The 26,512-nt window shown below is 73.2% G+C and carries 20 protein-coding genes and 2 pseudogenes; 16 read left to right on the top strand and 6 right to left on the bottom strand.

All coding sequences use genetic code 11. The features are described from left to right. Nucleotides 1-25 precede the first annotated feature (25 nt). Entirely contained in the window at nt 26-454 is a 429-nt protein-coding gene (locus tag A6A06_RS35245) for a MarR family winged helix-turn-helix transcriptional regulator (protein ID WP_073767392.1), read from the top strand. Between the two features lie 26 nt (nt 455-480). Here A6A06_RS35245 and A6A06_RS35240 read toward each other — a convergent pair whose 3' ends face one another. Beyond that, the gene (locus A6A06_RS35240; protein WP_079194585.1) at nt 481-1,131 is read right to left on the bottom strand and encodes a TetR family transcriptional regulator; all 651 of its coding nucleotides are present in this window, start codon (nt 1,129-1,131) and stop codon (nt 481-483) included. 194 nt (nt 1,132-1,325) lie between these two features. Between A6A06_RS35240 and A6A06_RS35235 the strand changes: the two are divergent. The 3 genes and pseudogenes from A6A06_RS35235 to A6A06_RS35225 form a co-directional block, all read left to right on the top strand. Continuing rightward, nucleotides 1,326-1,712 (top strand): annotated as a pseudogene (locus A6A06_RS35235) (PPOX class F420-dependent oxidoreductase); the annotation flags it as partial. 427 nt (nt 1,713-2,139) lie between these two features. Then, nucleotides 2,140-3,231: pseudogene (locus A6A06_RS35230) on the top strand (acyl-CoA dehydrogenase family protein); the annotation flags it as partial. 137 nt (nt 3,232-3,368) lie between these two features. Further along, a complete protein-coding gene (locus tag A6A06_RS35225) occupies nt 3,369-5,612 on the top strand; it encodes a serine/threonine-protein kinase (RefSeq protein ID WP_073767388.1) in 2,244 nt (747 codons plus the stop codon). Between the two features lie 101 nt (nt 5,613-5,713). Here the strand turns inward: A6A06_RS35225 and A6A06_RS35220 are convergent, their stop codons facing one another. Further along, a complete protein-coding gene (locus A6A06_RS35220; RefSeq protein ID WP_199931380.1) occupies nt 5,714-7,039 on the bottom strand; it encodes a glycoside hydrolase family 27 protein in 1,326 nt (441 codons plus the stop codon). 153 nt (nt 7,040-7,192) lie between these two features. Between A6A06_RS35220 and A6A06_RS35215 the strand changes: the two genes are divergently transcribed. Continuing rightward, nucleotides 7,193-8,749: a phytoene desaturase family protein gene (locus A6A06_RS35215; RefSeq protein WP_073767384.1), complete on the top strand. Its 1,557-nt coding sequence runs from the start codon at nt 7,193-7,195 to the stop codon at nt 8,747-8,749. 24 nt (nt 8,750-8,773) lie between these two features. Here A6A06_RS35215 and A6A06_RS35210 read toward each other — a convergent pair whose 3' ends face one another. Beyond that, nucleotides 8,774-10,267, bottom strand: coding sequence for an MDR family MFS transporter (locus tag A6A06_RS35210; RefSeq protein WP_073767382.1), 1,494 nt, complete (start codon nt 10,265-10,267; stop codon nt 8,774-8,776). 91 nt (nt 10,268-10,358) lie between these two features. Here A6A06_RS35210 and A6A06_RS35205 point away from each other — a divergent pair, with 91 nt between their 5' ends. The 5 genes from A6A06_RS35205 (at nt 10,359) to A6A06_RS35185 (ending at nt 16,372) form a co-directional block, all read left to right on the top strand. Beyond that, nucleotides 10,359-10,928 carry a TetR/AcrR family transcriptional regulator gene (locus A6A06_RS35205; RefSeq protein WP_073767380.1) on the top strand — a complete coding sequence of 190 codons (570 nt, stop codon included), beginning with the start codon at nt 10,359-10,361 and terminating at the stop codon, nt 10,926-10,928. Nucleotides 10,929-11,046: 118 nt separating this feature from the next. Next, nucleotides 11,047-12,150, top strand: coding sequence for an NAD(P)H-dependent flavin oxidoreductase (locus A6A06_RS35200; protein WP_073767378.1), 1,104 nt, complete (start codon nt 11,047-11,049; stop codon nt 12,148-12,150). A gap of 31 nt (nt 12,151-12,181) precedes the next feature. After that, entirely contained in the window at nt 12,182-13,747 is a 1,566-nt protein-coding gene (locus A6A06_RS35195; protein WP_242441115.1) for an acyl-CoA synthetase, read from the top strand. 111 nt (nt 13,748-13,858) lie between these two features. Beyond that, nucleotides 13,859-15,406 (top strand): acyl-CoA synthetase, encoded by a 1,548-nt coding sequence (locus A6A06_RS35190; protein WP_073767376.1) that lies wholly within the window; start codon nt 13,859-13,861, stop codon nt 15,404-15,406. A gap of 171 nt (nt 15,407-15,577) precedes the next feature. After that, nucleotides 15,578-16,372, top strand: coding sequence for a VOC family protein (locus tag A6A06_RS35185; protein ID WP_073767374.1), 795 nt, complete (start codon nt 15,578-15,580; stop codon nt 16,370-16,372). A 75-nt stretch (nt 16,373-16,447) separates the two neighbouring features. On the opposite strand, the gene paaK is transcribed toward A6A06_RS35185, so the two are convergent. After that, a complete protein-coding gene (paaK, locus tag A6A06_RS35180) occupies nt 16,448-17,704 on the bottom strand; it encodes a phenylacetate--CoA ligase PaaK (RefSeq protein WP_073768288.1) in 1,257 nt (418 codons plus the stop codon). 278 nt (nt 17,705-17,982) lie between these two features. Between paaK and A6A06_RS35175 the strand changes: the two genes are divergently transcribed. The 3 genes from A6A06_RS35175 (at nt 17,983) to A6A06_RS35165 (ending at nt 19,981) form a co-directional block, all read left to right on the top strand. Further along, complete coding sequence (locus tag A6A06_RS35175) at nt 17,983-18,681, top strand: alpha/beta fold hydrolase (RefSeq protein WP_073768287.1); 699 nt, start codon at nt 17,983-17,985, stop codon at nt 18,679-18,681. Nucleotides 18,682-18,817: 136 nt separating this feature from the next. Then, nucleotides 18,818-19,042 carry a hypothetical protein gene (locus A6A06_RS35170; protein WP_073767372.1) on the top strand — a complete coding sequence of 75 codons (225 nt, stop codon included), beginning with the start codon at nt 18,818-18,820 and terminating at the stop codon, nt 19,040-19,042. A gap of 285 nt (nt 19,043-19,327) precedes the next feature. Then, entirely contained in the window at nt 19,328-19,981 is a 654-nt protein-coding gene (locus tag A6A06_RS35165) for a chorismate mutase (protein ID WP_073768285.1), read from the top strand. On the opposite strand, the gene A6A06_RS35160 is transcribed toward A6A06_RS35165, so the two are convergent. After that, nucleotides 19,976-21,268: a cytochrome P450 family protein gene (locus A6A06_RS35160; protein ID WP_073767370.1), complete on the bottom strand. Its 1,293-nt coding sequence runs from the start codon at nt 21,266-21,268 to the stop codon at nt 19,976-19,978. The genes A6A06_RS35165 and A6A06_RS35160 overlap by 6 nt on opposite strands. A gap of 396 nt (nt 21,269-21,664) precedes the next feature. After that, nucleotides 21,665-23,299, bottom strand: coding sequence for an acyl-CoA synthetase (locus A6A06_RS35155; RefSeq protein ID WP_073767368.1), 1,635 nt, complete (start codon nt 23,297-23,299; stop codon nt 21,665-21,667). A gap of 225 nt (nt 23,300-23,524) precedes the next feature. Between A6A06_RS35155 and A6A06_RS35150 the strand changes: the two genes are divergently transcribed. Genes A6A06_RS35150 through A6A06_RS35140 form a run of 3 tightly spaced genes read left to right on the top strand, consistent with a single transcriptional unit; the run spans nt 23,525 to nt 26,490 of the window. After that, complete coding sequence (locus A6A06_RS35150; RefSeq protein ID WP_073767366.1) at nt 23,525-24,325, top strand: crotonase/enoyl-CoA hydratase family protein; 801 nt, start codon at nt 23,525-23,527, stop codon at nt 24,323-24,325. A gap of 48 nt (nt 24,326-24,373) precedes the next feature. Further along, a complete protein-coding gene (locus tag A6A06_RS35145) occupies nt 24,374-25,360 on the top strand; it encodes a Zn-ribbon domain-containing OB-fold protein (RefSeq protein WP_073767364.1) in 987 nt (328 codons plus the stop codon). After that, nucleotides 25,360-26,490 carry a thiolase domain-containing protein gene (locus tag A6A06_RS35140; RefSeq protein ID WP_079194584.1) on the top strand — a complete coding sequence of 377 codons (1,131 nt, stop codon included), beginning with the start codon at nt 25,360-25,362 and terminating at the stop codon, nt 26,488-26,490. Before A6A06_RS35145 ends, A6A06_RS35140 begins: the two co-directional genes overlap by 1 nt. The last annotated feature ends 22 nt before the right edge of the window (nt 26,491-26,512 follow it).

The following is a 26,512-nucleotide window of genomic DNA, read 5'->3' as shown; positions in this document are numbered from 1 at the left end:
AACCGGGCGGCGCGATGGGCGAGCGATGACAATCGGTGACGATGCGGCACTCCAACTGGTGATCTCCCTGCACCGGCTGACGCGCAGCCTGCGCAGGGCCGCAGCGGCGGGCGGCATCCAGCCGACCCAACTCGCCGTCCTGGCCATGCTGACGCAGCGTGGCCCCTCCCGGATCGGCGAGATCGCGGCCTGGGTCCCCTGCTCCCAGCCGACCGCCACCGCGGCCGTATTGGGGCTGGAGTCCGCCGGGCTGCTCCACCGCGAACCCGACCCCACGGACGGGCGGGCCAGTCGCGTCCTGGCCACCGAACGTGGCGCGACCGCGCTCGCCGACGTCGCACGCGGCGAGGCCGAGGTGCTCTCCAAGCGCCTCGCCTCGCTGCGTCCCGACGAGGTCCGCCGACTCGCCGAGATCGAACCGCTGCTGCGGCGCCTGGCGGAGGCGGCGGAGTGAGCGGCGGGGCCCGGCTCTCGGTCCGCTCACCCGGCCGCCGGTCCTGCGCCTCCCGCGGGCTCTGCTCCTCCCGCCGGCCCCGCGCCTCCTGCCGGTCCTGCGTCCCCCATCGGCCCTGCGCCTCCCGCCGCAGCCGCTGACGCGGTGCCGATGCCCCGCAGCAGGGACTGGGTGACCAGGTCGGCCCCTTGGCCCGGACTGAGTTCGGGCATTTCGTGGGAGGCGACGTTGGTGAGCTCGACGAGGAGCGAGCGGGCCCACCGGTCCGGCAGCCCGGGGCGCAGCACGCCCTCGTGGGCCGCGCGGGCGATGAAGGCGTCGAGACGTTCGAGAAGGTGACGCAGGCGGGCGGCGGCCGTCTCGTCGGACACCCGGCGCAGGTCGACGGGCCACCGCCTGCTGACGGTGATGGTGCCCTCCGCGTACCGGTGCAGCGCCATCGGCACCGGCGCCTCGGTCAGCCGGGCCTGGGCGAAGACCTCGTCGCAGGCGTCAAGTTTGGCCACGTACACCGCGGCCATCAGTGCCTCGCGGCTGTCGAAACGGCGGTAGACGGTGCGCCGGTCGACGCCCGCCGCGGTGGCGATGGCGGCGATGCTCGTACCGGGGTCGCGCGCCAGCAGGCGCGCGCCGGTCTGCAGGACCGCGTCCAGGTTGCGTGCCGCGTCAGCTCTCATCGTGCCCGGAGCATACGCAGGGCCGTGGGAGATCGGCCAACGGTGTGTCTCGGAGGTCTTGCGGTTGTGCTGTTAACTGCCACATAGTTGTGACAGATCGGTCGGGGGGCGGCGTCCCGGTCGCCGACCCGCCGGTGATCCCCTCCCGACCCCCTCTCGACCCCGACCCTCCCTGCCACCCCAGGAGCCACGTCATGCACACGGTCGACCTGTCCGCGAAGTTGCAACAAGTGCTCGATTCCCCGGTCTTCGTCACGGTGGCGACCCTCCGGCTCGACGGAAGCCCGCACCAGTCCGTCGTCTGGGTCGGCCGGGAGGGCGGGGACCTGTTCTTCGTGACGGGGACCGACAAGGTCAAGGCCCGCAATCTGCGGCGCGACCCGCGGCTGAGTATCGCCGTCAATCCGAGGGACGAGCCGTACGCCTACGCCGTCATCCGCGGCACCGCGCGCTTCGAGAGCGCGGGAAGCCGGGAGCGGCTGGACGAGCTGGCCGTCAAGTACAGCGGTGTGCCGTACGCCGAACATCACCCGGACTCGGCGGCCGTGCTCCCCGAACTCGTCACGGTCCGTGTCACACCGCAGAAGATCGCGTCCCGGTTCCTGTGGGCGGCGGCCGGGTGCCGCACGCCCCGCCGCCCGCACCCTTCCGTATCAGTGGAACACGTTCTACTGTGCCCACGACCCGTTACCCGATGGTCCGTCAGAAACGCTGCCGCCGCGCCCGCCGCGCGTCGGGGCGCGCATGCGTCACGGCGTGCGCGGGCCGGTCAGACCAGGAGGGGCCGTGCACCTCGAATACACCCCGGAACAGCAGCGGCTGCGGTCGGAACTACGGGAGTACTTCGCCGCGTTGGTCCCGGACGGGGCGTACACACGTTTCCATGCCCCCGACGGCGCACCGGACGCACCAGACACGTCAGGCGCACCAGACGCACCGGAAGACCCGCCGAACACCCCCGAAGCACACCCCACCACCCCGGCCCCCACCACCTCGACCCCCACCACCCCCGCCCCCACCGCGCAGAAGCGTTTCTACCGTGCCACCATCCGCCAACTGGGCGCGGACGGCCGGCTCGGCGTCGGCTGGCCCGAGGAGTACGGCGGCCGGGGCATGACGCCGATGGAGCAGTTCATCTTCTTCGACGAGGCCGCGCAGGCGGGCGTGCCGCTGCCGCTGATGGCGCTGAACACCGTCGGCCCGACGATCATGCGGTACGGCACCGACGAGCAGAAGGCGTACTTCCTGCCCAGGATTCTCGCCGGGGAGATCGACTTCGCGATCGGGTACAGCGAACCCGACGCCGGTACGGACCTCGCGTCGCTGCGGACCCGGGCCGTACGCGACGGTGACGCCTACCTCGTCAACGGGCAGAAGATCTGGACCACCAACGGGGACACGGCCGACTGGGTCTGGCTCGCCGTGCGCACCGCCCCCGCGGAGGACGGCGTACCGCCGCACAAGGGCATCAGCCTGCTCCTCGTGCCCACCTCGGACCCCGGCTACTCCTGCACCCGCATCAACACCCTCGCCTCGCACGACACCACCGTCAGCCATTACGAGAACATCCGCGTCCCCCTCACCCGCCGCGTCGGCGAGGAGAACCAGGGCTGGCGCATCATCACCAACCAGCTCAACCACGAACGCGTCACCCTCGCGGCACACGGCACGATGGCCGTCCGCGCCCTGCACGACGTGCAGCGCTGGGCCGCCGGAACCAAGCTGGCCGACGGGCGCCGCGTCATCGATCTCGGCTGGGTACGCGGCCGGCTGGCCCGTACACACACCAGGCTGGACGCCATGAAGCTGCTGAACTGGCAGATGGTGGACGCCCTCCAGCGCGGCACGCTCACCCCGCAGGACGCCTCCGCGGTCAAGGTCTACGGCTCGGAGGCCCGCCGCGACGCGTACGCCTGGCTGATGGAGGTCGTGGCCGCGGCCGGCCCCCTGAAGGACGGCTCGGCCGGCGCGGTCCTGCACGGCGAACTGGAACGCGGCTACCGCTCCGCGGTCATCTTCACGTTCGGCGGCGGCAACAACGAGATCCAGCGCGAAATCATCGCGTGGATCGGTCTGGGGATGCCGCGGGTACGGTGTTAGCGCCCGGACGAACCCGCCCCCGCGACCCCCCTTCAGCGCCCTACAAGCCGCGCCGTCGCGCCGCCATACTGGGCGGGCGGGGCACTCAGGGGGAACCGCGGCGCTGATCGCGGTGGGGACGGGGGCGCGGGCGGGCGATGGCGGAGAGCAGGCTGGTCCAGGGGCGTTACCGGTTGCTCGACCTGATCGGGCGCGGCGGCATGGGGGAGGTGTGGCGGGCGCGCGACGAGTCGCTGGGGCGGCAGGTCGCCGTCAAGTGCCTCAAGCCGCTCGGGCCGCAGCACGACCCGTCGTTCATGCGGGTGCTGCGGGAGCGCTTCCGGCGCGAGGCGCGGGTGGCGGCGGCCCTCCAGCACCGTGGCATCACGGTCGTGCACGACTTCGGCGAGGACGACGGGATTCTCTTCCTCGTGATGGAACTGCTCGACGGCCGGAATCTGAGCCAGTTGCTGGAGGACAACCGGCACGACCCGCTGCCCGTACCGGACTTCGCCGACATCGCCGAGCAGGTCGCCGCGGCCCTCGCGTACACCCACGAGCAGTCCATCGTGCACCGCGACCTCAAGCCCGCGAACATCGTGCGGATCGCCGACGGGACGGTGAAGATCTGCGATTTCGGCATCGCCCGGCTGGGGCACGACATCGGATTCACCGCCCGGCTGACCGGGACCGGCATAGCGATGGGCACGCCGCACTACATGTCGCCCGAGCAGATCGGCGCCGGGACGGTCGATCACCGCAGTGATCTGTATTCGCTGGGGTGTGTGCTGTACGAGCTGGCGACGGGGGTGCCGCCGTTCGATCTCGACGACGCCTGGGCGGTGCTCGTCGGGCACCGTGACACCGCGCCGGAGCCGCCCCGCGGGCACCGGCCCGACCTGCCGGAGGCGTACGAGCGGATCGTCCTGGACCTGCTCGCGAAGGACCCGGAGGACCGGCCCCGGGACGCCGCGGAACTGGTGAAACGACTCGTCTCGGCCCGCAGGCCGCCGGAGTACCCCACGGTGGGGGCGACGCTTCCCGCGCGGCCGGGCGGGCGGACGCCGACCCGCGCCGCGTACCGCCTGCCGTCCTGGACGCAGGGAATGCGCGGCGGGTCCCCGGCCGGTCCCCGCGCGGAGCGGGCATCCGGCTCCGAAGGGGCCACCGGGCTCACCGGCGCGTGGACGCGCGGTCTGCCGCCGCTCAGCCGCGACACCCCGGCGCCGTACGTCCCCGAGCGCCCCGCGCCCTCGCCCGAACACCTCGCCGCGCTGGCCGCCCGCCACAACGCCGGGCTCAGCCTGGGGCGGCTCGGCCGCTGGGCGGAGGCGGGGGAGGTGCACCGCGCGGTCGCCGCCGAGCGGGAGCACGCGCTCGGCCCCGACCACCCCGACACCCTGGCCAGCCGGTTCGAGGTGGCCTTCACCCTCAGCCGGTCCGGTCGGCCCGCCGACGCGCTGCGCGAGTACGAGCGGGTCGCCGCCGGACGCGAGCGGAGTCTGGGCCCCGATCACGTGGACACCCTGGCCGCCCGCCAGGAGACGGCGTACGCGCTGGGCCGCCTCGGCCGGCATTTCGAAGCGCACCAGGTGTACGTGTCCGTCCTCGCGGCCCGGGAGCGCACGATGGGCCCCGCGCACCCCGACGCGCTGCGCTGCCGCCACAACCTCGCCTTCAACCTCAGCCGCCTCGGCCGGCTGGAGGACGCGTACCGGATGGCGCGCGACGTGGCGTCGGCCCGCGCCCGGGTGCTGGGGGCGCAGCATCCGGACACCCTCGTGACGCGTTACGAAGTGGCGTACCTGATGGGACAGTTGGGACGGTGGGCGGAGGCGTTGCAGACCTACCGGGAGGTGGCCGCCGACCGGGCGCAGGCCCTGGGGCCCGGCCACCCCGACACCCTCGCCGCCCGCTACGAGGTCGGCATCAGCCTGGGGCGGCTCGGACGCAGCGTCGAGGCGCTGGAGCTGTACCGGGACCTCGTCGGCGCCCGTACGGCCGCGCAGGGCCCCGCCGACCCCGAGACGCTGCGCGCCCGGCACGGCCTCGGCGTCAACCTCGGCCGTCTCGGGCGCTGGGAAGAGGCCCTGGCCGAAGCCCGTTCGGTGGCCGCGGTCCGCGAACAGGTGCTGGGCGCCGACCACCCCGACACGCTCGTGAGCCGCCGGGAGATCGCCGTTGCCCTGGGGTGGCTGGGCCGCTGGCCCGACGCCCTGTCCGTCTACCGGCAGGTCGCCGCGGCCCGCGAACGGGTGCTGGGCGCCGACCACCCCGACGCCCTCGCCAGCCGCAGCGACGAGGCGCAGTGCCTGGAGCAGCTCGGCCGCTCCGCCGAGGCGGTGGCGCTGTACCGCCGCGTCGCCGAGCTGCGGCAGCGGCGCACGCCGGGCCGGGGCTGAAAGCCTGTGACCAGGCTCCGGGGGCTGAACATCCCCCATGCGCACCCGGCCCGGCGTCCGCTCGGTGCATCGTCCGCTCAGTCCGCCCGGCCCGGCCTCGCTCAGCGCACCGGGTGCACCCGGTAGAGCACCGTCGCGTGCGCCGGCACCCGTACGGAGATCTTCCCCGCGGTCCGGGAGGTGCGCTTGGTGACCAGGTCGCGCAGCTCGTACGCACCGGCCTTCGGCAGCCCGGCCGTCTTCGCCGTCGTGGACAGCGTCCGTGCCGAGTCGCCCGCGTTGAACAGCGCGACCGCCCGGTCGCCGTTCTGCAGCGGCTTGGACAGCACGTCGTACCCCGGGCCCTGCTGGACCACGCGCCCCTGGACGCCCTTCGGGTCCTGGTCCACGGCGATGATGTCCCGGTTGCCGAGGACCTTCAGTTCGGCCGGTGAGATCTTCGTCAGGTCCGTGCTGGAGATCAGCGGTGCGGCCATCACGGCCCACAGCGACATCTGGCTCTGGATCTGCCGGTTCGACAGGCCGGAGTCACCGGCGAGCAGGAAGTCGGGGTCGTTCCAGCGGCCGGGCCGCTGGAGGTGCGCCAGCTTGGCGTTGTACGCGTAGTTGTATGTGATCGACGCCCACTTCTTGGCGCCGCCGTGCTTCTCCACCGCGATGTCGCGGCCCTCCCGCCACAGGTTGCCGACCTGCGACGACCAGCGGATGACCTGGTGCCAGACCCGGTCCCCTCCGTACTGGAAGTAGGCGGGTGCCGACACCGAGAAGACGATGTCGCGGCCGGTTCTGCGCAGGGCCTGGCTGACCGCGCGGTAGGCGTCGTGGTAGGTCCGCTCCTTGGTTTTGCCGGGCGCGGTGGGCAGGTTGCACCCGTCCATCTTGAGGTAGTCGACCTTCCACTTCGCGAAGAGGTCGGCGTCCTGCTGGTAGTGGCCGAGGCTGCCCGGGTACTTCTCGCAGGTCAGATTGCCGACGTCCTCGTAGATGCCGAACTTCAGTCCCATCCGGTGCAGTTCGCGGCCCACGTGGGCCATGCCGCGCGGGAACCTGGCCGGGTCCGGGACGAGGTTGCCCCGGGCGTCGCGCTGCTTGAGCATCCAGCAGTCGTCGACGGTGACCGTGTCGTAGCCCTTGGCCGCGAGACCGGACCTCACCAGGGCCCGCGCGTTGCCGAGGACCACCTTCTCGTCGATGTCGCACATGTAGTACGACCAGTTGTTCCAGCCCATCGGGGGTTTCGGGGTGAGGTTCGGGTAGGCCGCCGCGGAGCGCGCGCCGCCCGTGGGCCCGGCCGGGCCCGGTGCGGTGGGGGTGGCCGCCGCCGGGAAGGCGGCGGCCGCGGACAGGACACCCGCCGCGCACAGGGCGGCGGCGCTCGGACCGGTCAGGGTGCGTCTCGGGGGACGCGGTACCGACGGAACACGCACAGGGCACCTCACGGGTGGACGGAGCAGGCCGATACAACGCATCGTCGGACGTTAGGAAGGTAGGAGTGGGCGGGCAAGGCGCCGCGCTGCGGAGCCCGCGGAATTCAGCCGTCCGTACCTGGCGGCGGCGATCACCGCGTGCTACCAAGAGGCATGGTGGAACGGACTTCGTACGACGTGGTCATCGTCGGTGGCGGGCACAACGGTCTGGTCGCCGCCGCCTATCTCGCCGGTGCCGGGCGCCGGGTGCTGGTTCTGGAACGGCTCGGCCACACCGGTGGCGCGGCCGTCTCCACCCGCGCCTTCCGGGGCGTGGAGGCGCGGCTGTCGCGCTACTCGTACCTCGTCAGCCTGCTCCCGCCGAAGATCGTGAACGATCTCGGCCTGCGCTTCGCGGTCCGCGGACGCTCGGTCTCCTCCTACACGCCCGCGGTGCGTGGCGGCCGTCCCACCGGCCTGTACGTCGGCACCGACGAGGCCGCCACCCGCGCCTCGTTCGCCCGGATCACCGGCTCGGACCGGGAGTACGCGGCCTGGCAGCGGTTCTACGGCATGACCGGGCGGGTCGCGGAAAGCGTCTTCCCCACGCTCACCGAACCGCTGCCGACGCGTGCCGGGCTGCGCGCCCGCATCGGCGACGAAGCGGCCTGGGAGGCGCTGTTCGAGCGGCCGCTCGGCGAGACGGTCGAGGCGGCGTTCGCCGACGACCTGGTACGGGGCGTGGTGCTCACGGACGGGCTGATCGGCACGTTCGCGCACGCCCACGATCCGGCGCTGGCGCAGAACCGCTGCTTCCTCTACCACGTCATCGGCGGCGGCACGGGGGCCTGGGACGTGCCGATCGGCGGCATGGGCGCGCTGACCGACGCGCTCGCCGACGCCGCCCGCAAGGCCGGCGCCGAAATCGTCACCGACTGCCCGGTGACCGGCATCGCCACCGACGGCGGCACGGCCGAGGTGACCGGCGCGCACGGTACGGTCGGCGCGCGCCACGTCCTGGTCAACGCCGCCCCGCACACCCTCGCCGGACTCCTCGGCGAGCAGCCCCCGGAGCCCGCCGAGGGCGCCCAGCTCAAGGTCAACATGCTGCTCACCCGGCTGCCCCGGCTGCGCGACCCGGACGTCGACCCGCGCCTGGCGTTCTCCGGGACCTTCCACGTCGCCGAGGGCTACGAGCAGCTGGAGACCGCCTACCGGCAGGCGGCAGCCGGTGAACTCCCCGCCGCGCCGCCCTCGGAGCTCTACTGCCACTCCCTGACGGACCCCTCCATCCTCGGCTCCGACCTGGTACGCCAGGGCTATCAGACCCTGACCCTCTTCGGCCTGCACGCCCCGGCCCGCCTCTTCACCGAGGACCACGACACCACCCGTGAACGGCTGCTCGCGGCGACCCTCGCCCAGCTCGACGCCGTACTGGCCGAACCGCTCACCGACTGCCTCGCCACCGACGCGGACGGCCGCCCGTGCATCGAGGCCCGCAGCCCGCTCGACCTGGAACGCGACGTGGGGCTGCCGGGCGGCAACATCTTCCACCGCGAGCTGGCGTTTCCGTACGGAGAAGAGGGCGACGGGGACAGTGCGGCGGCCAGGTGGGGCGTGCGGACCGCCCATGCCAACGTGCTGCTGTGCGGCGCGGGCGCGGTCAGGGGCGGCGGAGTGAGCGGAATCCCGGGCCACAACGCCGCCATGGCCGTTCTTGAGGAGGGCTGACGGCCGGCACCCCTGGGGCGGAAGCTAAACCCCGACGGCGTCCTCGGAGTCGGCCCCGGCTTCCGCTCCGTCGGCGGGGGCCGCGGGCGCGGGGCGGCCGGGCAGGAGAAGGCACAGCGGGACGGCGGCGGCGGTGAAGGCCACCGACCACCAGAAGGTGACGCCGAAGCCGTCGGCCAGGGCGCCCGGAGTGCGGGCGTCGGCGGCGGTGTGCTGGAGGACGACGGCGAGGACGGCGATGCCCGCCGAGCCGCCGAGCTGCTGGGCGACGCGGGTGATGATGCTGGCGTCGGGGATCTCCCGGTGCTCCAGGCCGGCGTAGGCGGCGCCGGTGGCCGCGATCATGGCGGCGCCCATGCCGACGCCGCGGACGAGCAGGGCCGCCATGAGCAGGATCTCGCCGGTGTCGGCGGTGACGCGGGCGAACGGCACGGTGGCCGCCGCGACGAGGGCGAATCCGGCCAGCGCCACCCGGCGGGGGCCGACGCGGTCGGTGTACCTGCCTGCCACGGTGCGGGCGAGGAGCACGCCGATGCCTTGCGGGATGAGCAGCAGTCCGGCGCCGAGGGCGTCCTCGCCGCGGACCTGCTGGAAGTACAGCGGCAGCGTCATCATCGCCCCGTACAGGGTGATGCCTGCCAGGAAGACGAGGGCGGAAGCGGAGGCCAGCGCGCGGTGGCGGAAGAGCCGCAGGTCGATCAGGGCGCCGTCGGCGCGGTTCAGTGCCCGGACGGTGAAGCCGCCGACCAGGGCGAGTCCGCCGGTCAGCGGGACGAGGGCGTCGGGGGCGGCGAAGCCCGCGCCGCCCCCGGCCCGGGAGAGGCCGTAGATGACGGCGGCGACGCCGGGGGAGAGCAGGAGCAGCCCGACGACGTCCAGACGGGTGCGCGGGCTGTCCGGTGCGGGCCGGTCGTCGGGCAGGTTGCGCCAGGCGAGCCAGCCCCCGACGGCGCAGAAGGGGATGTTGACGAGGAACAGCCAGCGCCAGTCGGCCAGATGGAGGATGAGCCCGCCCAGGACCGGGCCGAGGACCGGGCCGAGCGCGGTGGGCACGGTGATGACGGCCATGACCTTGCCGAGGGCGCGGCCCTTGGCGGCCTGCATGATCAGCGTGGCCGTGAGCGGCATCATGATGCCGCCGCCGATGCCCTGGACGACGCGGAAGGCGATGAGGCCGGCCGCGTCCCACGCCAGCGCGCTCAGGACCGAGCCGAGCAGGAACACGCCCAGGGACGCGAGCCACAGACGTCTGCCGCCCAGGCGGGACTGGGCCCACCCGGCGAGCGGGATGGTGACGAACACGGCCAGCAGGTAGCCGGTGCTCACCCACTGGATCGTGGACAGCGGGGCGTCGAGGTCCCGCACCAGGTCGTGGAGGGCGACGCTGAGGATGGTGGTGTCGAAGACGACGGCGAGGGCGCCCACGATGACGGCGGCCGCCGTGCGCCACACGGCGGGATCCATCCGTTCGGGGTCCGTCGCGGCGGGTGCGGGTCCGGTCTTCCGGGGAGCGCTCATGAGCGGCCTCCTAAGATATAGCTGTCTATCTTACGGCCGTCAGGGTAGGGCGCTAAAATAAGATAGGCAAATCTATTCAAGGGAGGTTCGGATGGCCGAGCGGCGCCGCGGGGCGGCACTGGAGAAAGCTCTCCTCGATGCGGCCTGGGAAGAACTCACGGACCACGGCTACGCCCGGTTCACCATGGACGCCGTCGTCCGGCGCGCGGGCACCAGCCCTCCCGTGCTCTACCGCCGCTGGTCCGACCGCGACGCGCTCATCCGGGCGGCCATCGTCCACGTCCTGAGGGAGCACCGCCTCGACACTCCCGACACGGGAAGCCTGCGGGAGGACGTGCTCACCCTCATGCGGGAGATCAACGCCACCCGTGTCCAGCTCGTCACCGTCATGAACGTGCACCTGGCCGGCTGCCACCGGGAGACCGGCACCAGCCCCGGCGACCTGCGCGACCCCCTGGTGACGGGCCGCAAGGAAGCTCTCGACGTGCTCTACGACCGCGCCGTCGAGCGCGGTGAGATCAAGCCGGAACTCCTCACCGAACGCATCAAGTCCCTCCCCTTCGACCTGCTGCGCCACGAAATCCTCGTGACCTTCGCCCCGGCGCCCGACCGTGTCCTCGAAGAGATCGTCGACACGGTCTTCCTTCCGCTGATGCGCTGACCGGGGCGGCGGCGCCACGCCTCTCCGGTGCTGCCGCGGACACGTACCCCGGCCCTATTTCTGACGCAGCATCAGAAACGCTCTTCCCTCGTACGGCGCCCTGCGGCATCCTGCGGCCATGCAGACGGAGCTGAGCAACCGGCTGGGAGTCGAGCACGCCGTCTTCGGGTTCACCCCGTTCCCCGCGGTGGCCGCCGCGATCACCCGGGCCGGGGGCTTCGGCGTGCTCGGCGCGGTCCGCTACGCGGCGGCCGGGGAACTGGCCCGCGACCTGGACTGGATCGAACGGCACACCGACGGCAAGCCGTACGGCCTCGACGTCGTGATGCCCGCCAAGAAGGTGGAAGGCGTCACGGAGGCGGACATCGAGGCGATGATCCCGGCCGGACACCGCCGCTTCGTCGAGGAGACCCTCGCCGAGCACCGGGTGCCCGAACTGCCCGCGGGCGAGGCGTCGGGCTGGCGCATCACCGGCTGGCTGGAACAGGTGGCCCGCGCGCAGCTCGACGTCGCCTTCGCATACCCGGTCAGGCTGCTGGCCAACGCGCTCGGCCCGCCGCCCGCCGACGTCGTCGAACGCGCCCACGCGCACGGCATCCTCGTCGCCGCCCTCGCGGGCAGCCCCCGGCACGCGCGGCACCACAAGGACGCCGGTATCGACATCGTCGTCGCCCAGGGCTACGAGGCCGGCGGCCACACCGGCGAGATCGCCACCATGGTGCTCACCCCCGAAGTCGTCCGCGCCGTGGACCCGCTGCCCGTGCTCGCGGCCGGCGGCATCGGCACGGGCGAGCAGATCGCCGCCGGGCTGGCCCTCGGAGCGCAGGGCGTCTGGCTCGGCTCCGTGTGGCTGACCACCGAGGAGGCCGGGCTGCACTCCCGCCGCCTCACCGAGAAGCTGCTCGCCGCGGGCCCCGGCGACACCGTCCGCTCCCGTGCCCTGACCGGCAAACCCGCCCGTCAGCTCCGTACCGCGTGGACGGACGCCTGGGACGACCCGGCCGGCCCGGGGCCGCTGCCCATGCCGCTCCAGGGACTGCTGGTCGCCGACGCCGTCTCCCGTATCCAGAAGTACGAGATCGAGCCGCTGCTGGGCACACCGGTCGGTCAGATCGTCGGGCAGATGAACTCGGAACGCAGTGTGCAGGCGGTCTTCGACGACCTCACCCGCGGCTTCGAGCGGGCCATCGACCGTATCAACCGCATCGCCGGGCGCGGCTGAGACACCGGTTCCCCGGCCGAGGAGGACACGCATGTCGGCATCCATGGCGTCACCATCCCCGAACGGCTTCTGGGCGCAGGCCGCCGCCGATCCGGGGCGTACGGTCCTGATCGCCCCGGACGGCGAGGAGTGGACCGCCGCCCGGCTGCACGCCGCCTGCAACCGCCTGGTGCACGGCCTGCGCGCCGCGGGCCTGGAGCGCGGCGACGCCTTCGCGGTGGTGCTGCCCAACGGCGTGGAACTCTTCACGGCCTATCTCGCCGCCGCGCAGGCGGGCTTCTACCTCGTACCGGTCAACCACCACCTGGTCGGCCCGGAGATCGCCTGGATCGTCGGCGACTCGGAGGCGAAGGCGCTGATCGCGCACGAACGGTTCGCCGACGCGGCCCGCGCCGCCGCCGACGAGGCGGGACTGCCACCGGAACACCGCTACGCCGTCGGCGAGGTGCCCGGCTTCCGGCCGTACTCCGCGCTCCTGGACGGCCGCCCGGAGACCGCGCCGGAGAACCGCACGCTCGGCTGGGTCATGAACTACACCTCCGGCACCACCGGCCGCCCCCGCGGCATCCGCCGCCCGCTCTCCGGGAAACCGCCCGAGGAGACCCCGCTCGGCGGCTTCCTCGGCATCTTCGGCATCCGGCCCTTCGACGGCAACGTGCACCTGGTGTGCTCACCGCTCTACCACACGGCCGTACTGCAATTCGCGGGCGCGGCCCTGCACATCGGGCACCAGGTCGTCCTGATGGACAAGTGGACGCCCGCGGAGATGCTGCGCCTGATCGACACGTACCGCTGCACCCACACGCACATGGTGCCGACCCAGTTCCACCGCCTGCTCGCCCTCCCGGAGGAGGTACGGGCGCGCTACGACGTGTCGTCGATGCGGCACGCGATCCACGGCGCGGCGCCCTGCCCCGACCACGTGAAACGGGCGATGATCGACTGGTGGGGGAGCTGCGTGGAGGAGTACTACGCGGCGAGCGAGGGCGGCGGTGCCTTCGCGACGGCCGAGGACTGGCTCAAGAAGCCGGGGACGGTCGGCAGGGCCTGGCCGATCAGCGAACTGGCGGTCTTCGACGACGACGGCAACCGGCTGCCGCCCGGCGAACTGGGCACCGTCTACCTGAAGATGACCACCGGCGGCTTCCGCTACCACAAGGACGAGGGCAAGACCCGGAAGAACCGCATCGGCGACTTCTTCACCGTCGGCGACCTCGGCCACCTGGACGAGGACGGCTATCTCTTCCTCCGCGACCGCAAGATCGACATGATCATCTCGGGCGGGGTCAACATCTACCCCGCCGAGATCGAGGCCGCCCTGCTCGCCCACCCCGCCGTCGCCGACGCGGCGGCCTTCGGCATCCCGCACGACGAGTGGGGCGAGCAGGTCAAGGCCGTCGTCGAGCCCGCCGACGGATACCCGGCCGCACCGGCGCTCGCCGAAGCGATCCTGGCCCACTGCGCGGAGCGGCTGGCGGGCTACAAGCGCCCCAGGTCGGTCGAGTTCATCGCGGTCATGCCCCGCGACCCCAACGGCAAGCTCTACAAGCGGCGGCTCCGCGACCCGTACTGGACGGGCCGGCGGGGTCCGGGGTGAGCGGAGGAGCGACCGCCACAAAGCCGTACCGCCCGGCCTTCGGCCCGGAACGACCCGTCCGCCCCGCCGTGCGCCCTTGACCTGCCCGGGGCCGGGGCACAGGATCACGCCATGACGGGAGTGCGCACGAACACGGTCGACGGAGTCCTGCGGCGCAGCGCGCGCCGGACGCCCGACCGTACGGCGGTACGTCACGGCGACCGGTCCTGGACCTACCGCGAACTGGACGACGCGGTGACCACCGTCGCCGCCGCCCTGCTGGACGCCGGAGCGCGGAGCGGCGACCGGGTCGCGGCGTACGGGCACAACTCCGACGCGTACGTGATCGGCTTCCTGGCCTGCGCCCGCGCCGGGCTGGTGCACGTACCCGTCAACCACCACCTCACCGGCGCCGAACTGCGCTACATCATCGAGCAGTCCGGCAGCTCCCTCGTCCTCACCGACCCCGCGCTGGAGCACCGGCTGCCGCCCGGCGTCCGCACCATGGCCCTGCGCGACGCCACCGGATCACTGCTGGAACGCGCGCAGGAGGGGCCGCCCGAGGGAACGACGATCGTGCTGACGGGCGGTGGGGACGGCCCGTACGGCTCGGCCTCCGACGACCTGGTGCAGCTCCTCTACACGTCCGGTACGACCGGGCTGCCCAAGGGTGCGATGATGACGCACGGCGCGCTGGTGCACGCCTACGCCTCCGCGATTGCCGCGCTGGACCTCAAGGCGTCCGACCGGCCCGTGCACTGCCTGCCGCTCTACCACTCGGCGCAGCTCCACGTGTTCCTGATGCCCTATCTCGCCGTGGGGGCGGAGAACACCGTCCTCGACGCCCCGGACCCGTACCGCATCTTCGATCTGGTGGAGTCGGGGCGGGCCGACAGCCTCTTCGCCCCGCCCACCGTGTGGATCGGCCTCACCCGGCACCCCGGGTTCGCCTCCCGTGACCTGGGCGGGCTCCGCAAGGCGTACTACGGCGCCTCCGTCATGCCCGTGCCCGTACTGGAACGGCTGCGTGCCCGGCTGCCCGGCCTCGCCTTCTACAACTGCTTCGGGCAGAGCGAGATCGGGCCGCTGGCCACCGTGCTGGGGCCGGACGAGCACGACGGCCGGATGGACTCGTGCGGGCGGCCGGTGCTCTTCGTGGAGGCCCGGGTGGTGGACGAGCGGGGCGCCGAGGTGCCCGACGGCACGCCGGGGGAGATCGTCTACCGCTCGCCCCAGCTGTGCTCGGGCTACTGGGACAAGCCGGCGGAGACCGCGGCGGCGTTCCGGGACGGCTGGTTCCGCTCCGGGGACCTGGCGGTGCGGGACACGGCGGGCTACTTCACCGTCGTCGACCGGGTCAAGGACGTCATCAACTCCGGGGGCGTGCTGGTGGCTTCGCGGCAGGTCGAGGACGCGCTGTACGCGCATCCGGCGGTCGCCGAGGTGGCGGTGGTCGGGCTGCCGGACGAGCGGTGGATCGAGGCGGTGACCGCCGTGGTCGTCCCGCGCGCGGGAGCCGGGACGCCGGACGAGGCCGAGCTGATCGCGGTCGCGCGGGAGCGGCTGGCGGGGTTCCAGGTGCCCAAGCGGGTGCTGTTCGTCGAGGAGTTGCCGCGCAACGCCAGCGGCAAGATCCTCAAGCGTGAACTGCGGGACCGCTTCGGCTCCGGCGGGGCGTGAACGCCCGCTCCCCGGGCGTCGGCGGAGGGCGATTGTCAGACCCCCCTGCCATGCTGAAAGTGCCGGGGAGAAGACACCGAAAAGACCACGCGTGCTCCCCGGTGACGAGGGCGTTCGTGCTCGCTCGGCGGCCGCCCGCGTCGCGACGACAGCACGCCGGAGGAGATCAACATGCTCACGACCCAGTACGTCCCGGGTGCGCCGAACTGGCTGGACCTCGGGGTGCCCGACACCGAAGCGGCCGCCGCGTTCTACGGCGGCGTCTTCGGCTGGACCTTCCGGTCTGCCGGTCCCGACGCCGGCGGGTACGGCTTCTTCCAGCTCGACGGGAAGACCGTCGCCGGGATCGGACCGCTCACCGAGGAGGGCGCCGGCGCGTCCTGGACCGTCCACTTCCACAGCCCGGACGTGGACGCCCTGGCCAAAACGGTGGAGCAGGCAGGCGGCACGCTCCGCTTCGGCCCGTGCGACGTCTTCACCGCCGGACGGCTGGCCGGGTTCACCGACCCGGCCGGCGCCGAGTTCGCGGTCTGGCAGCCCCGCGACAACCAGGGACTGGAGGTGGCCGGCTCCACGAACGCCCTGTGCTGGACCGAGCTGTACACGACCGACGTGGCCGCCGCGAAGGACTTCTACCGCACGGTTCTCGGCTGGGAGACGGTCGACAACGACATGGGCGAGAACATGATCTATACGGTCGCCTCGCCCGCCGGCACCGACCCGGCAGGCGACTCCGGCCACGCCGGGATCGTGCAGCTGTCCCCCGACCACCTCGCGGCGGGCTCGACGTCGGAGTGGCACCCGTACTTCGGCGTGGCGGACTGCGACGCGACGACGGCCGCGTCCACCGAGCGCGGCGCGACACTCGTCATCCCGCCGACGGACATCGAGGGTGTGGGCAGGGTGGCCATGCTGACCGATCCGTTCGGCGCTCCGTATGCGCTGATAACGCCGAGCCCCATGTAGGGCCCAGGACGCGGCAGGGAAGGCAGGGGGAGGAGGCGGCCTTTGCGCTCGGGCGCGGAGGCCGCCGCCCTCCGGTCAGTCGCGGGCGTCGACGATGCGCTTGAGTTTGCCCAGGGAGCGTTCCAGCGTTTCGGGGTCGACGATGTCGACGGCGACCGAGACGCCGATGCCGTCCTTGACGCCACGGGCGATGTGGCCGACGGCGGCCGTCCGCTCCTCCGGGGTCGCGTCCGGCCGCGCTTCCGCCCGTACGGTCAGGTGGTCCATCCGGCCTTCCCGGGTCAGCCGCAGCTGGAAGTGCGGCGCGACCCCCGGGGTGCGCAGCACGATCTCCTCGACCTGGGCCGGGAAGAGGTTCACGCCCCGCAGGATGATCATGTCGTCGCAGCGTCCGGTGATCTTCTCCATCCGGCGGAAGGCGGGGCAGGCGGTGCCGGGCAGCAGCCGGGTCAGATCCCGGGTGCGGTAGCGGACCACCGGCATGGCCTCCTTGGTCAGCGAGGTGAAGACCAGTTCCCCGGGCTCACCGTCCGGCAGCGGGGCGCCGGTGAGCGGGTCGACCACCTCCGGATAGAAGTGGTCCTCCCAGATGTGCAGCCCGTCCTTGGTCTCCACGCACTCCTGCGCGACACCGGGGCCCATGACCTCCGAGAGGCCGTATATGTCGACCGCGTCGATCGCGAAGCGCTCCTCGATCTCGCGGCGCATCTCCTCCGTCCACGGCTCCGCGCCGAATATCCCGGTCTTCAGGGAGGTGGTCCGCGGATCGATGCCCTGCCGTTCGAACTCGTCGAGGAGGGTGAGCATGTAGGACGGCGTGACCATGATGATCTCGGGCCGGAAATCCCGGATGATCTGCACCTGCCGGGCGGTCATGCCCCCGGAGGCCGGGACGACCGTACAGCCGAGCCGTTCGGCGCCGTAGTGCGCGCCGAGACCGCCGGTGAACAGGCCGTATCCGTACGCGATGTGCACCTTGTGGCCCGGCCGCCCGCCCGCCGCGTGGATCGAGCGGGCGACGACGCCGGCCCAGACGGACAGGTCGCGCTCGGTGTAGCCGACGACCGTCGGGCGGCCCGTCGTACCGCTGGAGGCGTGGATGCGCCGGACCGCGTCCTGCGGCACGGCGAACATGCCGAAGGGGTAGTTGGCCCGCAGGTCGTCCTTCACGGTGAAGGGGAAGCGGGCCAGGTCCGCGAGCGAACGGCAGTCCTCGGGGTGCACTCCGGCCCGGTCGAAGGAGTGCCGGTAGAACGGCACGTTCTCGTACGCGTGCCGCAACGAGGCGCGCAGCCGCTCCAGTTGCCGGGCCCGCAGCTCCTCGGCGGACATCCGCCGCACCGCGTCGACCGTGTCGGCCGTGTCCGGGGCCACGGCTCCGGCCCAGGCCGCGTCCGGGGCGGCAGGCGCGGCCGGAGCCGTGGCCGGGCCGTCCTCTTCCGCTCCCGCGACCGGGCCCGTCTCCCCGCCCCTGCTGCGCGCATCCGGCATGTCCGTCACCGTTCCATGTCCCTACCGATCATTCGGTAGCCGAGTGCGCTCCAAGTAATCAGCGGGCGGCGAACGCGTCAAGAGGCGTGGCGAAGTCCCTCATGGGTAGCTTCGAGCACATGGGCGATGTTCGGAAAGTGCAGGTCGGTGGTGTCCGTCTGGCGTACCGGTGCTGGGGCGACGCGGACGCGCCCCCGGCGGTGCTGCTGCACTGCCTCGGCGAGGACGGCGAGGACTGGCGCGGCGTGGTCGGCCAGCTCGCCACCACCCACCGGGTGTACGCGCTGGATCTGCGGGGGCACGGGCACAGCGACTGGCCGGGGGAGTACGGCTTCGAGCAGTGGCGCGACGACGTGGCCGGGTTCCTGCGGGAGCTGCGGCTGGGTCCCGTGACGCTCATCGGCCACTCCCTCGGCGCGCTCGCCGCGCTGCTGCTGGCCGCCGACCGGCCGGAGCTGGTGGAACGGCTGGTCCTGGAGGAGGCCGCCCCGCCTCTCCCGGCGTCCCCGCCGCAGGAGGTCCCGAGTCCGCCGCCGGGTCCGCCGGTGTTCGACTGGCAGGCCAAGGTGGCCGTGGTGGCGCAGCGCAACGCGCCGGACCCCGCGTGGTGGGACGGTCTGGCGAAGATCACCGCACCGACCCTGGTGATAGCCGGTGGCCCCACCAGCCACATCCCGCAGCAACAGCTCCAGGACATGGCCGAGCGCATCCCGGACTGCCGTCTGGTCACGGTGGAGGGGGCGGGCCATCTCGTCCACGAGGAGCGTCCTCTGGAGTTCCTCGACGCGGTCCGGACGTTCGTCGTTCCCGGGCCCTGAGGGCCGGTGCGAGCCGGGCACGGGCCGCCGCACGCCGCCGCACGGGGGAGTCCGGGCTCGCCCACGGTCGGCCCAATGCCGCGACGGTGTCCTTTCTCCGTGGTGCGCTGACCGCGCAACCCTCGAAAGGAACATCATGCGTACATCACTTCGTACGACCCTGCGCGCGGCGTCCGGCCTCCTCGCCGCTGCGGCCCTGTCCGGCGCGGTGCTGCCCGCCGTGGCCCACGCCGACACGGGCGACGGGCAGGGCCCCCGCCCCGCTGTCGAAATGCCCTCGAAGAGCGGGTTCCTGTTCCCGGTCGACGGCCTCGCCAAGAACGCCAACGTGGGCGTCACCGGCGTGTCGGACCGCGACTGACCGGAGCGCGACAGACCGGAGCGGAACCGACTGGAGCGGAACCGACCGGAGCGGAACCGCACGGGCCGGGCCACATCGCACCGCGCCGCTCCGGCCCCACCGTTCCGCGTCAAGTGCCCCCCCTATCCCAGGCGTCACCGCCGCCGCTGCCCGCCGGGCCGTAACGTGGCCGGGCGGGCAGCGGTGCGCGCAGGGTGCGCCGTACCGCACAGAGGTACGGGCCGTCCGGCGACGACAGCGGCGACGGCCAGCGGCGACGACCAGCGACCGGCCGGAGGGCTGATGATGTCACCGAACGCGCGAACTCCCCTGCGCCGCCTGCTGACCGCGGCCACGGCCGCGGTCGCCGCCGTCCTCCTCACCGCCCTACCGGCACCCGCGACGGCACAGGCCGCACCCGCACCCGTACCGGTACCCGCCCCCGCGCCCCCGAAGGCGGAAGCGCTGCGCCCGCTCGCCGTCCTGTCCGCCCAACGCCTCGCCACCGCCGACCTGGTGGCCGCCGCGAAGTGGGGAACCGGCAGCCCTGTCGACGACCCGGCGCGCGAGCGGCAGGTGCTGGACGCGGTCGCGCGGCGGGCGGTTGAGCTGGGCACCGACCCGCGGTGGACGTCGCGGATCTTCCGGGACCAGATCGAGGCGAACAAGGCCGTGCAGCGCGGCCTGCACCGCCGGTGGGCCGCTGACCCCGCGCAGGTCCCGGCCGGGCGGCCGGACCTCGGTGAGGTGCGCAAGGAGATCAACCGCGTCAACGACGCGCTGGTACGGGCCATCGCCGCGTCCGGAGCGGCACGGACGTCGCCGGGCTGCCTCCGCTCCCTGGCAGGCGCCACCGTGCACGTACGCCACGAGCGGCACCTGGACGTCCTGCACACCGTGGCGCTGGCCCGGTCCGTACGGTCCGTGTGCGGCAGCGCGGACCGGGCCCCGGCGTCATGATCCGTCGCGCGGGCGGGGCGGCCCCGGCGGGCCGCCGGGCGGTGCCAGGAGGACCGGCAGTTCGCCGAAGCCGTTGAAGACCAGGGACGGTCGGCGGGCGGGCGGCTGTTCCGGATCGTGCAGGCGAAGGCCAGGGAAGCGCTCGAAGAGCGCGGGCAGGGCGACGCCCGCTTCCAGCCGGGCCAGCGGCGCGCCGAGGCAGTGGTGGATGCCGTGCCCGAAGGTGAGATGGCGGTTGGGGGAGCGGGTGATGTCGAAGCGCCCGGCATCGGGCCCGTGCTGCTGCGGATCGCGGCCGAACGCGGTGTACGAGAGCATCACCGGATCGCCCGCGCGGATGGTCCGGCCGGCCACGTCCACGTCGCACAGCGCGTAGCGGAACGGGAAGTGGGCGACCGGCGGGTCCCAGCGCAGCGCCTCTTCGACCACCGCGCTCCAGGGCACCTGCCCGCTGCGGGCGAGGGCGAGCTGGCCGGGGTGGGTCAGCAGCGCGTGTACGGCGTTGACCAGCAGGTTCACGGTGGTCTCATGACCGGCCACGATCATCAGCAGCAGCGTGTCGACGAGTTCGGCCCCGCTGAGCGTGTGGCTGCCGGGGGCCACGAGCGCACTCGTCAGGTCGTCCCCGGGCCGGTCCCGCTTCGCGTCGAGGAGACCGGCGAGCACGGCGCGCAGCTCACGGTGCACGGTCAGCGCCTCGGACGGGCCCGACGGGGGGCCGAACAGGGCCCCGCACAGCGACCGCAGCCGGGCGCGTCGGCTGTCGGGCACGCCGAACAGCTCGCAGATGACCTGTATCGGCAGCGGAAGGGCGTAGCGGGCCCGCAGCTCGACGGGTTCCCCGGGCCGTACCGCGGCGAGGCCGTCCAGCAGCTCTCCGGCCAGCTCCCCGACGCGCGGCGCGAGCTGCTCCACGCGGCGCGCGGTGAACGCGCGGGCCAGCGGCGCGCGGAGCCGGGTGTGGTCGCCCGCCGTCGCGGTGGTCATGTTGGCGACGGTCAGCAGCGGCGCCAGCGGCCAGGAGCGCGGAACCTCCCCGCTGCGCCAGGCGCGCCAGGCGCCGATGTCCTTGACGAAGCGGCTGTCGGCCAGCACCGTCCGCCCGGCCTGATGGCCGGTCACCAGCCAGGCCGACACCCCGCCCGGAAGCAGGACGGGCACCACGGGACCCGCCGCGCAGAGGGAGGCCGTGGCGGAGCGGGGATCGCGCTCCGCGGGGTCGAGCCGTACCCGGATACCGTGCGTCCCGGAGGGGGCGTCACCGAGCTCCACGCCGTCGAAGTCCATGCTTCAGGTTAGAACCGCCGCCGGGCCCCTTCCCACCCTTCGCGCGGGCCCCGGCTTGCTCTGTTCGGGCGGCGCGGCGTGTGCCAAGCGGGTGAAGGGAGCGGACCGGTTGTCGACCTTGCGCGGGGGCCGGGCAACCGTGCGGATGTCCCCTTCTTCCCAATCAGGAGAACCCGCATGCCGAAGAATCTCTCCGTCATACCCCGGCCCGGCGCGGCGCACACCGGTTTCCGGGTGTGTGGGCCGCGCCGCCACCGCCGTAGCGCCTGAACCAGCCGGTCAAGGGCTCCGGCCGCCGTCGGGGCGGCGGCCGGAGCCCGGCCCGCGCCACGCGGGAGCCGTGTTCCACGGAGCCCGCGCCCACCGGAACCCGGGGGAAACCGCGGGGTCCGTGCCTCAGGGCGTACCGGCGCCGGAAGCCACCGCCTTCGCCCACCGGTAGTCCGCCTTGCCGCTCGGGGAGCGCTGGATGTGCTCGGCGAAGACGACCGAACGCGGGATCTTGTATCCGGCCAGCCGCGTACGGCAGTGCTCCTGCACCGCCTTCAGCCCCAGCGGCGCGGCCCCGTCGCGGAGCTGGACGACCGCGGCGACCCGGCTGCCCCAACGCTCGTCCGCAACCCCGGCCACCAGCGCGTCGTACACGTCCGGGTGCGCCTTCAGCGCCTGCTCGACCTCCTCCGGGTACACCTTCTCGCCTCCGGAGTTGATGCACTGCGAGCCCCGGCCGAGGACGGTGACGATGCCCGTCTCGTCGACGGTCGCCATGTCGCCGAGCAGCACCCACCGCTCGCCGTCCGCCTCGAAGAACGTCTCGGCGGTCTTGCGCGGGTCGTTGTAGTAGCCGAGCGGTACGTGCCCGCGCAGCGCGAGCCGCCCCACCTCGCCCGCCGCCACCCGTGCGTGCGCGGGGGAGGCCGGGTCGACCACCGCCGTGTGCGCGTTGACGCGTAACCGGAAGCCCCGGTCCGGTCCCGCGTCCTCGGTGGCGGTGCCGTTGAAGCCCGACTCGGAGGAGCCGAAGTTGTTGAGGAGCAGCGCGCCCGGCACGAGCGCGGCGAACTGGGCCCGTACGGTCTCCGAGAGGATCGCCCCGGAGCTGCTGACGCTGAACAGGGAGGAGCAGTCCGTGCCCTTGAGCGGGCCCGCCAGCGCGTCCGCGAGCGGGCGCAGCATCGCGTCGCCGACCAGCGAGACGCTGGTCACCTTCTCGCGTTCGATGGTGCGCAGCACCTCCTCCGGCACGAACTTGCGGTGCAGGACCACCTTCTGGCCGAAGTGGAAGGCGATGAAGGCGGTGAGGGTGGAGGTGCCGTGCATCAGCGGCGGCGTGGGGAAGAAGACGAGCCCTTCCCCGCCGGCGAAGACGCGGGCGGCCAGCTCTTCGGGGCGTCGTACGGGGTCGCCGGTCGGCGCGCCGCCGCCCATGCCGGAGAAGAAGATGTCCTCGTGCCGCCACAGCACGCCCTTCGGCATCCCGGTGGTGCCGCCGGTGTAGATGACGAGCCGGTCGCCGCCGGAGCGCGGGGCGAAGTCCCGGCCGGGTGAGCCGGACGCCTCGGCGTCCGGGAACGGCACCGGCGCGATGCGGGGCTCCGGGGCGTCCGCGGGCGGTTCCCCCACCCGTACGAGGTGGCGCAGCCGGTCCGCGCGCGGCAGGGCGGCGGCGACCCGGCCGGTGAACTCCGCGTCGAAGACGAGGGCGACGAGGTCGGCGTCCCGGTAGAGGTAGGCCAGTTCGTCCTCGACGTAGCGGTAGTTGACGTTGACCGGTACGGCGCGGATCTTCAGGCAGGCGTAGAGGGTCTGGAGGTACTCGACGCCGTTGTAGAGGTGCAGGCCGACGTGGGAGCCCGGGGTGACGCCGTGGTCGCGCAGGTGGTGGGCGAGCCGGTTGGCGGCGCGGTCCAGCTCGGCGTACGTCAGGCGGCGCTCCGCGCCCGTGCCCGGATGGTCGAGGAACACCAGCGCCTCGCGTCCGGGAACCGTGTCGACGACCGACTCGAACAGATCGGCGAGGTTGTATTCCACGTCTCCTCCAGAACGGGCGGCGGCGTCGGTCTGGCGGTCATTAGAGCGCCGCGCGACGGACGGGGGAAGGGGCGCGGCAACGGAAACTGACTGACTGTCAGAAAACCCTTGAAGTAGTCACCCGGCTACTGCAACCTGTTCTACGTTCCCGGGCGGACGGGTGGCCCACGGGCGGCCCACGGGCGGCGGTGGGCACGGCCCGCGGCCGTACGGACAGGAGGACGCATGGGCGGGACCGAACATCTGACCGTGACACGCGACGGCGCGACCCTGGTGCTCACACTCGACCGGCCGGAGGCGAAGAACGCGCTCTCGCTGCCGATGCTGGTGGGCCTGTACGACGGCTGGACCGCGGCCGACGAGGACGACACCGTGCGCTCGGTCGTGCTCACCGGCGCGGGCGGCGCCTTCTGCGCCGGCATGGACCTCAAGGCGCTGGCAGGCCGGGGCATGGACGGCGAGCAGTACCGCGAGCGCCTGCAGGCCGACCCCGACCTGCACTGGAAGGCGATGCTGCGCCACCACCGCCCGCGCAAGCCCGTCATCGCCGCCGTCGAAGGCCCCTGCGTCGCCGGCGGCACGGAGATTCTCCAGGGCACCGACATCCGGGTGGCCGGGCGGAGCGCCACGTTCGGCCTCTTCGAGGTACGGCGCGGACTGTTCCCCATCGGCGGCTCCACCGTCCGCCTCGCCCGCCAGATCCCGCGCACCCACGCCCTGGAGATGCTGCTCACCGGCCGCCCGTACACCGCCGGGGAGGCCGCGGGCATCGGGCTGATCGGGCACGTGGTGCCGGACGGCGAGGCGCTCGGCAAGGCGCTGGAGATCGCCGCGCAGATCAACGCGTGCGGCCCGCTCGCCGTCGAAGCGGTCAAGGCGTCCGTCTACGAGACCGCCTCCATGACCGAGGAGGAGGGGCTGAAAGCGGAGCTGGAACGCGGCTGGCCCGTCTTCGGCACCGCCGACGCGAAAGAGGGCTCCCGGGCCTTCGCGGAGAAGCGCCCGCCCGTCTTCCGGCGCGCCTGACCCCGTACGTCCGGCGCGCCCGACCCCGTACGGAAGCGAGGAGCCCGTATGTCCCAGACCTCCCGCACCGCCGACGTCCCCGAAGCGCTCACGGCGCCGCTCGTGGTGGAGTTCCCCTTCACCCGGTCCCTCGGGCCCGTACAGAGCGCTTTCCTCACCGGGCTGCGCGAGCGCGTCGTGCTCGGCGTCCGGACCGTGGAAGGACGGGTGCTGGTACCGCCCGCCGAGTACGACCCGGTCACCGCGGCGGAGCTGCGCGACCTCGTCGAGGTCGGCAGCACCGGCACCGTCACCACCTGGGCCTGGAACCCGGCCCCCCGCCCCCACCAGCCCCTGGCCACGCCGTTCGCCTGGGCGCTGGTCCGCCTCGACGGCGCGGACACCGCGCTGCTGCACGCCCTGGACGCCCCCGGGCCGGAGGCCGTGCGCACCGGAATGCGGGTACGCGTCCGGTGGGCGGCGGAGCGCACCGGGGCCATCACCGACATCGCGTGCTTCGAGCCGTACGAGGGCGAGCCGTACGAGGGCGGTGCGACGGGGGAGGCCGCGCCGCACAGCGGCGAGTTCAGCGACCCCGTCACCGGCATCACCACCCCCGCCCGCCTCGACTACACGCACTCACCCGGCCGCGCCCAGTCCCGCTACCTCGCCGCCCTCGCCGAGCGCCGCACCGTCGGCGAACGCTGCCCGTCCTGCCTGAAGGTCTACGTACCGCCCCGCGGCGCCTGCCCCACCTGCGGCGTGGCCACCCGCGACCAGGTCGAGGTGGGCCCCAGGGGGACGGTCACCACCTTCTGCATCGTCAACATCAAGGCGAAGAACCTCGACATCAAGGTCCCGTACGTGTACGCGCACATCGCCCTGGACGGCGCGGACCTGGCCCTGCACGCGCGCATCGGCGGCATCCCGTACGACGAGGTGCGCATGGGCCTGCGGGTGGAGCCGGTGTGGCGCGACGACGGCCGCTTCCCGGACCACTACCGGCCCACCGGCGAACCCGACGCCGGTTACGACAGCTACAAGGAGCTGGTCTGATGCCCGCGACCCCCGGACCGGCCGGGACCACGGAACCAGCTGCGGCCCCCGGACCGGCCGCGACCCCCGGACCGGCCGCGCCGGCGCGTGAGATCGCGGTCGTCGCCTTCGCCCGGAGCGATGACACCCGCGACACCGCCGGGGTCTCCGAAGCCGAACTGCTGCTCCCGGTGCTCCAGGACGCCCTGGGCCAGGCGGGCCTGCGAGCCGGGGAGATCGACTTCACCTGCTCGGGGTCGTCGGACTACCTGGCCGGGCGGGCCTTCTCCTTCACCATGGCGCTGGACAGCGTCGGCGCCTGGCCGCCCATCGCCGAGTCGCACGTCGAGACGGACGGCGCCTGGGCGCTGTACGAGGCCTGGGTCAAGCTGCTGACCGGCGACGCCGAGACCGCGCTCGTGTACGCGTACGGCACGTCCTCGTCCGGCGACGTCCGCGACGTCCTCACCCGCCAGCTCGACCCGTACTACTTGGCGCCCCTGTGGCCCGACTCCGTCTCCCTGGCCGCACTCCAGGCCCAGGCCCTCATCGACGCGGGCGACACGGACGAAGCGGCACTGGCCGGGATCGCGGCGCGCAGCCGCGCCGACGCGGCGGCCGGCCCGCACGCCCGGCCCGGCGACTCCGCGCCGCACGGCCCGTACGTCGTCCGGCCGCTCCGTACCGGCGACTGCCCTCCCGTCACCGACGGCGCCGCCGCCGTGGTCCTCGCCGCGGGCGACACCGCGCGGCGGCTGTGCGACCGGCCCGCCTGGATCCGCGGCATGGACCACCGCATCGAAGCCCACGCACTCGGCGTACGGGACCTCACCGACTCGCCGTCCGCCCGGCTGGCCGCCGAGCGCGCCGGAGCCTTCGAACGGCCCGTGGACACCGCCGAACTGCACGCGCCCTTCACCTCGCAGGAAGTCGTGCTCCGCAAGGCGCTGCGGCTCGACGACGGGGTGCGCGTCACCCCGTCCGGCGGCGCGCTCGCCGCGAACCCCATGATGGCCACCGGCCTGATCCGGATCGGCGAGGCCGCGCTCCGCGTCCGGCGCGGCGAGTCGACGCGGGCGCTGGCCCACGCCACTTCAGGGCCCTGCCTCCAGCAGAACCTGGTCGCCGTACTCGAAGGAGAGCCGCGATGAGCAAGGCCGGAGTGCCCGGGAC

The sequence above is a fragment of the Streptomyces sp. CB02923 genome, from assembly GCF_001905005.1.
In the GTDB taxonomy this organism is placed as follows: Bacteria; Actinomycetota; Actinomycetes; order Streptomycetales; family Streptomycetaceae; genus Streptomyces.
Note: the sequence above shows the minus strand (reverse complement) of the source record. Positions and strands in the feature narration are given on the sequence as shown.

Coding starts and splice junctions, on each gene's coding strand:
- A6A06_RS35245 (WP_073767392.1), top strand. CDS start 26: ATGACAATCGGTGACGATGCGGCACTCCAACTGGTGATCTCCCTGCAC.
- A6A06_RS35240 (WP_079194585.1), bottom strand. CDS start 1,131: ATGAGAGCTGACGCGGCACGCAACCTGGACGCGGTCCTGCAGACCGGC.
- A6A06_RS35225 (WP_073767388.1), top strand. CDS start 3,369: ATGGCGGAGAGCAGGCTGGTCCAGGGGCGTTACCGGTTGCTCGACCTG.
- A6A06_RS35215 (WP_073767384.1), top strand. CDS start 7,193: ATGGTGGAACGGACTTCGTACGACGTGGTCATCGTCGGTGGCGGGCAC.
- A6A06_RS35210 (WP_073767382.1), bottom strand. CDS start 10,267: ATGAGCGCTCCCCGGAAGACCGGACCCGCACCCGCCGCGACGGACCCC.
- A6A06_RS35205 (WP_073767380.1), top strand. CDS start 10,359: ATGGCCGAGCGGCGCCGCGGGGCGGCACTGGAGAAAGCTCTCCTCGAT.
- A6A06_RS35200 (WP_073767378.1), top strand. CDS start 11,047: ATGCAGACGGAGCTGAGCAACCGGCTGGGAGTCGAGCACGCCGTCTTC.
- A6A06_RS35195 (WP_242441115.1), top strand. CDS start 12,182: ATGTCGGCATCCATGGCGTCACCATCCCCGAACGGCTTCTGGGCGCAG.
- A6A06_RS35190 (WP_073767376.1), top strand. CDS start 13,859: ATGACGGGAGTGCGCACGAACACGGTCGACGGAGTCCTGCGGCGCAGC.
- A6A06_RS35185 (WP_073767374.1), top strand. CDS start 15,578: ATGCTCACGACCCAGTACGTCCCGGGTGCGCCGAACTGGCTGGACCTC.
- paaK (WP_073768288.1), bottom strand. CDS start 17,704: ATGTCCGCCGAGGAGCTGCGGGCCCGGCAACTGGAGCGGCTGCGCGCC.
- A6A06_RS35175 (WP_073768287.1), top strand. CDS start 17,983: ATGGGCGATGTTCGGAAAGTGCAGGTCGGTGGTGTCCGTCTGGCGTAC.
- A6A06_RS35170 (WP_073767372.1), top strand. CDS start 18,818: ATGCGTACATCACTTCGTACGACCCTGCGCGCGGCGTCCGGCCTCCTC.
- A6A06_RS35165 (WP_073768285.1), top strand. CDS start 19,328: ATGTCACCGAACGCGCGAACTCCCCTGCGCCGCCTGCTGACCGCGGCC.
- A6A06_RS35160 (WP_073767370.1), bottom strand. CDS start 21,268: ATGGACTTCGACGGCGTGGAGCTCGGTGACGCCCCCTCCGGGACGCAC.
- A6A06_RS35150 (WP_073767366.1), top strand. CDS start 23,525: ATGGGCGGGACCGAACATCTGACCGTGACACGCGACGGCGCGACCCTG.
- A6A06_RS35145 (WP_073767364.1), top strand. CDS start 24,374: ATGTCCCAGACCTCCCGCACCGCCGACGTCCCCGAAGCGCTCACGGCG.
- A6A06_RS35140 (WP_079194584.1), top strand. CDS start 25,360: ATGCCCGCGACCCCCGGACCGGCCGGGACCACGGAACCAGCTGCGGCC.